Raw genomic sequence first — 10,039 nt, forward strand, 5'->3', positions numbered from 1 at the left:
AAAGTGACCAGTCTCATATTCGCCCATCTAATCATTGTCTTTACATAAACAGTTTTTGATGAGTCGCATATGCTGCCATACATAGAACCTGTCACTTTTGATAACGCTTATTTTATAAAGTAGCACATACCGATTTTTTATAACGCTTTAAGGGATAAAAAACGGTCAAAGCCTATTTGTTATTGTTGGTGTTTTCGCAATCGTTTTAATCATTTGGTAATAGCAGTCTATCTAGCAAATTTTTGCTATAGATTTAATATCGTTGCAATCGATAAGTGCTAAACCACATGATTTATAAGCTTAGACTGACAGTGATGTTTCAGGCAAGACAAAAGGAGTTGTTCCATGGAAAATCACAACGATCCATCCGGTTATTGGCGTGCCAATGTCCGTCTCATCCTAGGTAGCCTAGCCATTTGGGCACTAGTTTCTTATGGTTTTGCTATTCTTTTGCGTCCTCTGTTAGCAGGCATTAGAATCGGCGGTACTGATCTAGGTTTCTGGTTTGCTCAGCAAGGTTCTATTGCAGTCTTCATCATCTTGATCTTTTTTTACGCGTGGCGTATGAATAAGCTAGATAAACAATATGGCGTAGACGAGGAATAGCACTATGAGTCAATTTACAATTAATATTATTTTTGTGGGTCTGTCCTTCGCTCTCTACTTCGGTATTGCGATTTGGGCGCGTGCTGGTACGACCAGCGAATTCTATGTGGCTGGTGGTGGTGTGCATCCGGTCGTAAACGGTATGGCAACGGCTGCTGACTGGATGAGTGCGGCGTCATTCATCTCGATGGCCGGTATCCTTGCCGCTGGTGGTTATGGTGCATCGACCTATTTAATGGGTTGGACAGGTGGCTATGTACTGCTAGCGATGCTCCTAGCGCCATACTTACGTAAGTTCGGTAAGTTTACGGTTCCTGACTTTATCGGTGATCGCTTCTACTCTAAGACAGCGGCTATGATTGCCGTGGTTTGTTTGATTATCGCCTCGACTACTTATGTTATCGGTCAGATGACTGGTGCTGGCGTTGCTTTCTCACGCTTCTTAGAAGTAGAGAACGACACGGGTCTTATTATCGCTGCGGTGGTTGTATTCTTCTACGCAGTACTTGGTGGTATGAAAGGGATTACTTACACGCAGGTTGCGCAGTACGTCGTTCTTATGATTGCTTACACCATTCCAGCAGTTTTCATCTCACTTGAGTTAACAGGCAACCCAATTCCCGGTCTTGGTTTATTCTCTAACCATACTGAAGCAGGTATTCCTTTATTAACCAAACTCGATCAAGTAGTCACTGATTTAGGCTTTGCCGCTTATACGGCTGACGTTCCTAACAAGCTAAATATGGTGCTGTTTACCTTATCGCTTATGATTGGTACTGCGGGTCTGCCCCACGTTATCATTCGCTTTTTCACGGTTCCTAAAGTCGCTGACGCACGTTGGACAGCGGGTTGGACCCTTGTATTTATCTCATTACTATACTTTACCGCCCCTGCAGTGGGTGCAATGGCGCGTCTCAACTTGATCGATACGATCTATCCACAAGGTGTGGAAGAGCCTGCGCTTACTTATGAGCAGCGTCCAGATTGGATGAGAACATGGGAAGATACGGGTCTTATTAAATATAACGACCTAAATAACGATGGTCGTATTCAGTTATATAACGACAGTGGATTGGGTGCGGCTCAGCTAGCACTCAACACGGCTGAAGCAGAAGGCGGAGATGTTGCAGCTGCCACTGCTGCTGTAGCAGAAGCTCGCACAGCACATGATCTAGAAGTGGATGGCCGCTTTGCCAATGCAGGTTGGGCAGGTAACGAGCTAGACGTCAACGCCGATATCTTAGTATTGGCTAACCCAGAAATCGCTCAACTGCCACCATGGGTTATCGGTCTTATCGCTGCAGGTGGTTTGGCAGCAGCACTATCAACAGCCGCTGGTCTACTACTTGCCATCTCATCAGCCATCAGTCATGACTTGATTAAACGTAATCTTAATCCAAACATTACCGATAAAGGTGAGTTGAGAGTGGCACGTATTACCATGGGTGTTGCCATTGTGGTTGCTACTTGGTTAGGACTCAATCCACCAGGATTTGCCGCACAGGTGGTCGCCTTAGCCTTTGGTATTGCAGGTGCTTCACTGTTCCCAGCATTGATGATGGGTATTTTCTCTAAGCGTATTAACAACCTTGGCGCTATCGCCGGTATGTTGACAGGTCTGATTAGTATCTTGGTTTATATCTTTGTATTCAAAGGTTGGTTCTTCATCAGCGGTACCGCTAACTTCCCTGATACCGAAGAGTATTGGTTGTTTGGTATCTCACCATTATCATTTGGTGCGATTGGTGCATTGCTTAACTTTATCGTCGCCTTTATTGTTTCTTATGCGACCAAAGCGCCACCGCTGCACATTCAAGAATTGGTTGAAAGTGTTCGTTCGCCACGCGGTGCTGGTGGTGCAGTCGACCATTAATCTTACGAAGGATGATATATCTTCTGTTACTATATATCACTCACAGGCAGTCGCTGCTTGTGGGTGATTTTTTATCTCAGTACTATTATAAGAATTTTTATAAAACTTTTAGGTTTTAGCAAATATCCCTAAATAAATAGCTGTCTGTTTATTTAGGGATATAAGCAAGATGACCCAACGATTAAGGAAGATTTTTTATGCTTTTTGAGTTTATCGCTACCATTGCCGCCGCATTTGGCATGGCTGGACTGGCACTCATCATAACTCACCTCACTAAATTGGCAGGAAAGCGTGCGCCGAAATGGCTGATTCCCCTGTTTGCAGCGATTGGTATTTTTGCTTTTCAAATACATCAAGAGTATAACTGGTACGGCCAACAAGTCAGCAAGCTTCCTGAAGGTATAGAAGTGGTAAAAACGGCGGAAAGCACAGCATGGTTTCGCCCATGGTCTTACGTTAAACCACAAATATTACGCTTTATCGCAGCCGATACAGGCAATGCTACCGTGCAAGCAGACAACCCAAATATATATTTGGTCAATCTATATTTGTTCGAAAGACGTAGAAGCGTGCAGAAAATCCCGCAAGTCATAGACTGCGCTACTCCTGCACGTGCCGATTATATATTCCCAGAAAAGGGCAGCACGCTATCAATTGACGAACACGTAAAGCAGACTACAGCATGGCGCGAGCTGGCAAAAAATGACCCGCTATTTACCAATGTCTGTGAGGATAGACTATGAACTACCCACCACCTAAAGAGGTGGCGGTTTCTTAGGTAATACCCATACTTGATACGATGTTTTGTATCAGCGGTTAGGCAAATGGACTAAGCTAACCCCGTCGCACCGACGGTTTTGAGTGTTGCCAGCCTTAGTCCTTCGTTTAGGATATTGATACTGGCGTTGATGTCTCTATCGTTGGATTGCAAGCAGCTGGGGCAACTCCATGATCTCACCTGTAATGGTAGCTCAGCCTTAGTCAGTAAGTGACCACAGCCTGAGCAGGTCTTAGAAGATGGATACCATCTATCAACCTTGATTAGCGCTTTACCGTACCATTCAGCCTTGTAGTTCAGCATGGTGGTGAAGGTTGACCATGAGCTGTCTGATATGGCTTTAGATAACTTTCTATTCTTAACCATGCCTTTGACGTTTAAGTCCTCAATCGCAATCACATCGTGGTTTTTGATGAGACTGAGTGATAGCTTATGCAGAAAGTCTTTTCGGGCATTGGTTATTTTCTCATAGACCTTAGCGACTTTAACTTTTTGCTTTTGATAGTTGCGGCTGTCACTGAGTTTGCGTTGATCTGCTTTAGCAACGGCTCTACGTTTGGTTAATATTTTTTGCTCTCGCGCAAGCTTATGTTGCAGCTTAGATAGAAACTTAGGATTAGCAACTTTGCTGCCATCTGATAAGACGATAAAGTCGGTCAGTCCTAAATCAATGCCTATTTTTGAGTGAGTTTTTGGCAGTGTTGTAGCGATGGTTTCAACCAATAGACTGACATAGTACTTGCCTGATGGGGTGCGGCTGATTGTCGCTGATTTTATTAAGCCATTTACCTTGCTTGGAAATTTAGCGTTGATGTGATCTATTTTAGGCAGTTTGACAGTGCTGTCTGTGATCGCCACTGTGCCCTTTTGGTTATTAGTCGTATAACTATCCTTAATTCCTTTTTTCTTGAATTTTGGGAAGCCTGCGCCTTGCTTGAAAAACTTACTGTAAGCCGTCCGAAGGTTTTGCTGTACGTTAGCCAGTGCCAGGCTATTGACTTCTTTGAGCCATTCAAATTCTTTTTTATAGTGAGCAGGAGTGTTTTTAAGCTCGGTCTTATGCTCGTTGTAATGATCAACCTTGTCACTAAGCATCCTATTCCAGATAAAGCGTGTGCAGCCGAATGATTTGGCAAAGAATACTTGCTGTTCTTCATTGGGGTATAATCTTACTTTATGGGCTTTTAGGATTTGTTTTGGCATGAAGCTATTTTACCATATCAAAAGTCTGACGCATTCATCCCTCTACTTTAGAAGTAGGGGAATTCCGCGCTGAAAATGTTAAAACTGCTGTAAATAGGAGCAAAAATGGGGCAATCAGAGCAATTGACTAAAAAGCCCCTATACATACTAGGGCATGTCTGCACCTGATTACCCCAAGCACTTATATTATGTATATATCTAATAGCGCGTGGCTTTTGCTGAGTAAGTATGTTTTGAGTTAGCACCTAGTAAAAGTCCAGCACATAGACCGCCAAAGTGCGCTGCAAACGAGATGCCTTGTTGCGGCATCAATCCTTGCTTGATGGTCAACCAATAGCCAGTCCCCATCACAATACAAGCTATCAGATAACCCCAACGCCTTGCAAATACGGCTCCGCCTATCATGTAACCGAGCATCGCAAAACATAGCCCTGATGCGCCAATATGAATAGAAGAAGGTGAGCCAAGAATCCATGTAACCAGTCCAGAAGCAATGACCAGTTTCAATACCGTGCGATAAGCATTCTTCTCAAACAACCCAAATAAGAATAAAATTTGTAATAATGTCAGGGTATTGCCCATCAGATGGGAAAAATTGCCATGCATGGTCCAAGAGGCAAATACGCCAATCATACTACCCAGGTCTAAGGCGCGCGGCACAATGCCAAAGATATTCCATAATCCAAACAGCACTATTTCGTTTAGAAAATACATGCCCCACATTGGTATTAATACAAATGCATATAACCCAATAACCTGCTTTATTCTTACTGTAATTAGAGTCAGTAATTGCTGCCAATTCATATAAAACCTTATCCTTTTAAGCCAGTTTTTAGACGTAAGTTAATGGTCTGTAGCAAAAAGTGATGGTTCCATTGGCTTAAACAGCAGCTCAGCCTCCTTATCGGCAGTCAGATAGCTATCACCATGTAATAGCGAAGTTGAATGATAAGGCACTAACGCAGTAGGAATAAAACGACGCGCTGCATCGATATGCTTTATAGAATCATCGAAAAAAATGTGTGGCGCAAATGTTCTAAGCACGGCTGTTTTTTCTAAACCACCCAAAAAAAATGCCATATCAACATTCACACCCCACTCTCGCAATGTCTTAATGGCACGCAAATCGGCAGGTGCGTTACGAGCGGTTACTAATGCTATTTTTATAGGAGAGTATTTGAGACCTGCTGGCAGACGCTCTTGTAGATTTGACAGCTTAATTAACAGCTCCGCATAAGGTCCTTTTTCAATGGGTAAGTCACGCATTTCTGCCTCACGATCGTGAAAAGCACGCAGACCTTTTTGCTTATATAGCAGCTCACCCGAATCATCAAACAACACCGCATCACCATCGAAAGCAATACGAAGCTGCTCGGTGTCAAGCTCATAGGTATTGACTGGCGTTGCATCAAGTATCGCACAAGCACAGATATTGGCATCGGCAACTTGCTGTGCATCTTCACGATTGGTGGTCAAAAATAAATCCACATTGAAATCCTCAATGTAGGGAGCAATAGGACTTCCTGATATAAATGCGGAACGCGAGATATTGATACCATGATCAAGAATAGCATTGAGCACTTGAATGCCAGTATCGGGACTACTTTTTGAGACGATAACCACTTCTACCAAAGGTGCTTCGAGCTCCCCATCTTTCTCTGGACAATCATTACAATATTCATTGAGGTTTAATAGAGCCTGAATCAAAGGATAGCCTGCCCCTATCGCCAAAGGCTCATTTTCACGCTCAGTCATATAATCGCGAAACTCTTTGATAGCGCTATCAGGACGCTGCTGTAGCAACTGTAATAGGTGACTCTCAGATTCCGATAAATCAAATAGCGCAGTTGCAGAAATTGCGACGATCAGCGTGTTACTAAAATCAACGGCCATGACTCTCTCTACTTATAAATACTGTATAAAATGAATGCCAACCAGTTTACTACATTACCCAGCCTTAATAATGATAAGAAAAGTTATTATGAATTACCTTACTAAAGCTCAATTGATGAGAACATCGATATCATTTATGGTTCTAGATATCTAATGCCATGGAGGTTATATAACGCTTATATCCAACTTAACATTTATGAAACTGACCATCGCTTTGTCCATAAAAAAGGCCACATTGTTATAAAAACAATATGACCTTTCCTATCAAAAACTGATGCTTAAGATGAACCTTAAAAATTTATCCAGTTATCCCACCTTTACCCTTTTATTAATAATACTTAATAAAACCTAAGATAATAATACTAAAGAGATGGCAGGGAACGCTACTAAAATGACCAGTCGAATGACATCGGAGACAATGAATGGTGCCACCCCTCTAAACATATCAGACAGCTTGATATGCGGTGCCATTGCCTTAATCACAAAGATATTCATTCCCATCGGCGGTGTAATCAACCCAAGCTCTACTGTCAATACAGCAATAATACCGAACCATACTGGATCAAACCCTAGCGCTACGATGATTGGATATACCACTGGAATGGTAATCACCAACATTGCTAAAGCATCCATGAACAGTCCCAAAAGGAAGTACATGATTAAGATGCAAATGAGTACCACCATCGGACTGACAGCCAATGTGCCTATCCAACTTGCTAACGTATAAGATAAGCGCGAAACCGAAATAAAATAACCCAAGGCTTCCGCGCCCAGTAGCATAAAAAACACCACGGCTGATAATGCTAGGGTCTCAATGAGCGACTGTTTAAGCCCCTTCATACGCATGCCTTTAGCGAAAGCATAGGCCCAAGAAACAAAAGCCCCAACTGCAGCACCTTCTGTTGGCGTAAACAATCCGAAGAAGATACCAGCAATAATCACAATAAAGATAAAGCTAAAAGGAATAAGTCCGGTTAGTGAAAGCAGCTTTTCTTTCCAAGAGGTCGACTCGCCGCGACGTGCTAAGTGAGGCTTCCAACGCACCATTATCATCACAGTAATCGAGTACATGACCATGCCTAAAATACCAGGTAAGAAACCGGCAATGAACATGTCACCAACCGACTGCTGCGTTAGGATGGCATAAACAAGCAAAGCAATACTTGGCGGAATCATAATACCTAAGGTACCGCCTGCAGCTAAAATACCGCAAGCAAAGCCTGGTTGATAACCATACTTTTCCATCTGCGGCAGCGCAACTTTAGTCATGGTAGAGGCCGTGGCTAAAGACGAGCCTGAAATGGAGGCAAAGATGCCGGAGGAACCAATACCGGCAATACCTAAACTCCCCCTCACTCCACCAAATATGGTTCGGGTCGCTTCAAACAGTTTGCCTGCCATGCCTGAATGGGTGGCAAAAACCCCCATTAAGATAAATAACGGAATAGCACTAAAATCGTATTTTGCTAGGACATCCACCGGAATATCCTTCAGCATCTGCAAAGCACCACTGGGTGCAGTCACAGCACCAAAACCAACCAAGCCAACACCCAGCATAGCAAGTGCTACTGGCACTCGCAAAACAACCAGGAGAATCATAACAATTAAGCCAATGGCACCAATAATTTCTGGACTCATGCGCCTGTCTCCTCAGCGTCAAAAAACTCACCTGTTTTAAAGATATTAATAGATTCAATCAAGGAGCGGATGGCAAGTAATAGACTTATGACAGCACTAAACGCATAAATAGGCATCATCGATACACGAAGGTCTTGGGTAACTTTACCGTACTCTATAGCATCAACGGCACTCTCAAAGAGTCCCCATGAAAAGATGACACCGATGACAAAGAAGCCCATCATAAAGGTGCCCATCATGTAACCTTTTATGGCCTGGGGCATCTTTTGGGTGAATACATCAACGATAATTTGTGAGCGCTCAACAAAGGCGGCAAAGGCCGCCAGCAAGGCAAATAGCATGAAGTAAGAGACAATTTCTACACTGCCCTTGACGGTAAAACCAAACTCACCACCAGTGAGCTTGAAGACATAGCGAGCAGTGACATCCAACATGGTTGTCAGAACAATGATGATAAGACTGACGCCACCGATGAACTGACATAACCTTGAAATGAGTGTGCTGATTTTGACCAAGTAGGCCATGCGACAACTCCTCTAAGTTAAACCTTACAAGCGGCACTAGCTGCTTTGGCTTTTTCATAAACAGCATCTGCGTCTAAACCTAAAGCATTGACATCAGCAAGATATTTATTTGTTCCTCTTTCAAGTGGACCCTTCCAATCTGGGTCGTTAAGCGGATCAGGAATTTCTATAATTTCGTCACCTTTATCTTTAGCAGTTTGTATTGCCATCTGATCATGCTTATCAAATACTTCACCGACCTTGTTGGCAAGTGCCATACCTGAGTTTTTATCAAGAACTTGCTTTAAATCATCAGGTAAAGCTTCGTATTTGTCCTTATTCATCGTAACCATCAGGGCTGAACTATAGAAAGGAATGTTGGTGTGATATTTAGTGATTTCATCGATTTTAAAGGCAGTTACGGCCTCCCAAGGGAAACTCAAACCATCGACGACACCGCGTTGTAGTGACGTGTACATATCATTAGCAGGTAATCCTACAGGTGACGCACCTGCGCTTTCAATAATATCACCAGCGACTGCAGAAGGACGACGAATACGCATCCCTTTCATGTCTTCAGGCGTACGAATGAGCTTATCCGTCGTGTGTAGAGAGCCTGGTCCAGCACCATACATAAACAATAGATGCGAGTCTTCATACTCACCAGCAAGGGTGCCATCGTCATAAAGCGTTTGAAGCATACAGCCCATTTGAGTGGCTGAGTTTGATAAACCAGGAAGCTCAGTGATTTGAGTCAAAGGGAATCGTCCATTGGTATAACCATGCGCTTGTGAACCAATATCTATCGTACCTTTTGCTGCAGATTCATAAGTCACATCCGCTTTTGCAAGACCCGCTGAAGGGTATAGCTCAACCTTAAGGCGGCCGTTAGAATCTGTTTCTATCTGTTTCGCCCAAGGCTCGAAGACTTCTGTACTAATTGAAGAAGTTGCTGGCCAAAAATGTGAAAAACGCAGAACAGTGGTTTCTTCAGAATTCGCTGTTGCACCATCAGTAGTGTCAGCAGATTGATTTGAGCAGCCTAAAAGGCTAATGGCGGCCAATGCACCAATTGAGAAAAGAGGAGCTAACTTCATTATCAATTCCTTTTGATAATTATGAGTGGGAGATAAACCTATATTTAGTATGTTCTTGAAATATCTGTAAGATATAAACACCGTTGTTTCAAGGTAGTACTAAAAATACCGTTTAAAATTAGCAGCTATAATGATATAAGTCAAATCATTTTGAACGTATACGTCATTAATAAATTGCCGAGTAAACTTTATAAATGTGCACCAATAAAGCTGCACTAACTGTATTATTACTTTATTAATCATTAAATATCCAGCAAAATACAAAAAAGTGCGACTAAAAGTAAAATGCTCAACACAAAAGAAAACCCCCTTAGCGATTACGCCAAGGGGGTTTTACTTTTAGAATAGAGAGCTGACGATGACCTACTCTCACATGGCCGGGGCCACACTACCATTGGCGCGATGATGTTTCACTTCTGAGTTCGGGAAGGGATCAGGTGGTGCCATC

Annotated in this window: 9 protein-coding genes and 1 rRNA gene; 3 read left to right on the forward strand and 7 right to left on the reverse strand. The window is 42.9% G+C overall.

Annotated elements, in window-relative coordinates:
• Positions 1 to 345: 345 nt before the first annotated feature.
• The 3 genes from QL919_RS12615 to QL919_RS12625 all read left to right on the forward strand — a co-directional run bounded on the left by QL919_RS12615 (position 346) and on the right by QL919_RS12625 (position 3,222).
• Positions 346 to 606 carry a DUF4212 domain-containing protein gene (locus tag QL919_RS12615; RefSeq protein ID WP_290189834.1) on the forward strand — a complete coding sequence of 87 codons (261 nt, stop codon included), beginning with the start codon at positions 346 to 348 and terminating at the stop codon, positions 604 to 606.
• Positions 607 to 610: 4 nt separating this feature from the next.
• Complete coding sequence (locus QL919_RS12620; RefSeq protein WP_290189835.1) at positions 611 to 2,479, forward strand: sodium:solute symporter family protein; 1,869 nt, start codon at positions 611 to 613, stop codon at positions 2,477 to 2,479.
• Between the two features lie 197 nt (positions 2,480 to 2,676).
• Complete coding sequence (locus QL919_RS12625) at positions 2,677 to 3,222, forward strand: hypothetical protein (RefSeq protein ID WP_290189836.1); 546 nt, start codon at positions 2,677 to 2,679, stop codon at positions 3,220 to 3,222.
• 86 nt (positions 3,223 to 3,308) lie between these two features.
• On the opposite strand, the gene tnpB is transcribed toward QL919_RS12625, so the two are convergent.
• The 7 genes from tnpB to rrf form a co-directional block, all read right to left on the reverse strand.
• On the reverse strand, positions 3,309 to 4,460 hold the full coding sequence (tnpB, locus tag QL919_RS12630; RefSeq protein WP_290189837.1) for an IS200/IS605 family element RNA-guided endonuclease TnpB: 1,152 nt from the start codon (positions 4,458 to 4,460) through the stop codon (positions 3,309 to 3,311).
• Between the two features lie 198 nt (positions 4,461 to 4,658).
• Complete coding sequence (locus QL919_RS12635) at positions 4,659 to 5,264, reverse strand: rhomboid family intramembrane serine protease (protein WP_290189838.1); 606 nt, start codon at positions 5,262 to 5,264, stop codon at positions 4,659 to 4,661.
• Between the two features lie 39 nt (positions 5,265 to 5,303).
• Positions 5,304 to 6,353, reverse strand: a complete 1,050-nt coding sequence (locus QL919_RS12640; protein ID WP_290189839.1) for a 5'-nucleotidase — start codon at positions 6,351 to 6,353, stop codon at positions 5,304 to 5,306.
• 348 nt (positions 6,354 to 6,701) lie between these two features.
• Positions 6,702 to 7,991, reverse strand: a complete 1,290-nt coding sequence (locus QL919_RS12645) for a TRAP transporter large permease (protein WP_290189840.1) — start codon at positions 7,989 to 7,991, stop codon at positions 6,702 to 6,704.
• Positions 7,988 to 8,515 carry a TRAP transporter small permease subunit gene (locus QL919_RS12650; RefSeq protein ID WP_290189841.1) on the reverse strand — a complete coding sequence of 176 codons (528 nt, stop codon included), beginning with the start codon at positions 8,513 to 8,515 and terminating at the stop codon, positions 7,988 to 7,990. The genes QL919_RS12645 and QL919_RS12650 overlap by 4 nt, the downstream gene beginning before the upstream one ends.
• 17 nt (positions 8,516 to 8,532) lie before the next feature.
• Positions 8,533 to 9,591 carry a TRAP transporter substrate-binding protein gene (locus tag QL919_RS12655; protein WP_290189842.1) on the reverse strand — a complete coding sequence of 353 codons (1,059 nt, stop codon included), beginning with the start codon at positions 9,589 to 9,591 and terminating at the stop codon, positions 8,533 to 8,535.
• Positions 9,592 to 9,941: 350 nt separating this feature from the next.
• Positions 9,942 to 10,039, reverse strand: a 5S ribosomal RNA gene (rrf, locus tag QL919_RS12660); the annotation flags it as partial.

The organism is Psychrobacter sp. APC 3426 (genome assembly GCF_030408035.1).
Classification (GTDB): domain Bacteria; phylum Pseudomonadota; class Gammaproteobacteria; order Pseudomonadales; family Moraxellaceae; genus Psychrobacter.

What these genes read in the sequence shown, in the direction of transcription:
- QL919_RS12655 (WP_290189842.1), bottom strand. Translation starts at nt 9,591, where the DNA reads ATGAAGTTAGCTCCTCTTTTCTCAATTGGTGCATTGGCCGCCATTAGC.
- QL919_RS12635 (WP_290189838.1), bottom strand. Translation starts at nt 5,264, where the DNA reads ATGAATTGGCAGCAATTACTGACTCTAATTACAGTAAGAATAAAGCAG.
- QL919_RS12650 (WP_290189841.1), bottom strand. Translation starts at nt 8,515, where the DNA reads ATGGCCTACTTGGTCAAAATCAGCACACTCATTTCAAGGTTATGTCAG.
- QL919_RS12640 (WP_290189839.1), bottom strand. Translation starts at nt 6,353, where the DNA reads ATGGCCGTTGATTTTAGTAACACGCTGATCGTCGCAATTTCTGCAACT.
- QL919_RS12625 (WP_290189836.1), top strand. Translation starts at nt 2,677, where the DNA reads ATGCTTTTTGAGTTTATCGCTACCATTGCCGCCGCATTTGGCATGGCT.
- tnpB (WP_290189837.1), bottom strand. Translation starts at nt 4,460, where the DNA reads ATGCCAAAACAAATCCTAAAAGCCCATAAAGTAAGATTATACCCCAAT.
- QL919_RS12645 (WP_290189840.1), bottom strand. Translation starts at nt 7,991, where the DNA reads ATGAGTCCAGAAATTATTGGTGCCATTGGCTTAATTGTTATGATTCTC.
- QL919_RS12620 (WP_290189835.1), top strand. Translation starts at nt 611, where the DNA reads ATGAGTCAATTTACAATTAATATTATTTTTGTGGGTCTGTCCTTCGCT.
- QL919_RS12615 (WP_290189834.1), top strand. Translation starts at nt 346, where the DNA reads ATGGAAAATCACAACGATCCATCCGGTTATTGGCGTGCCAATGTCCGT.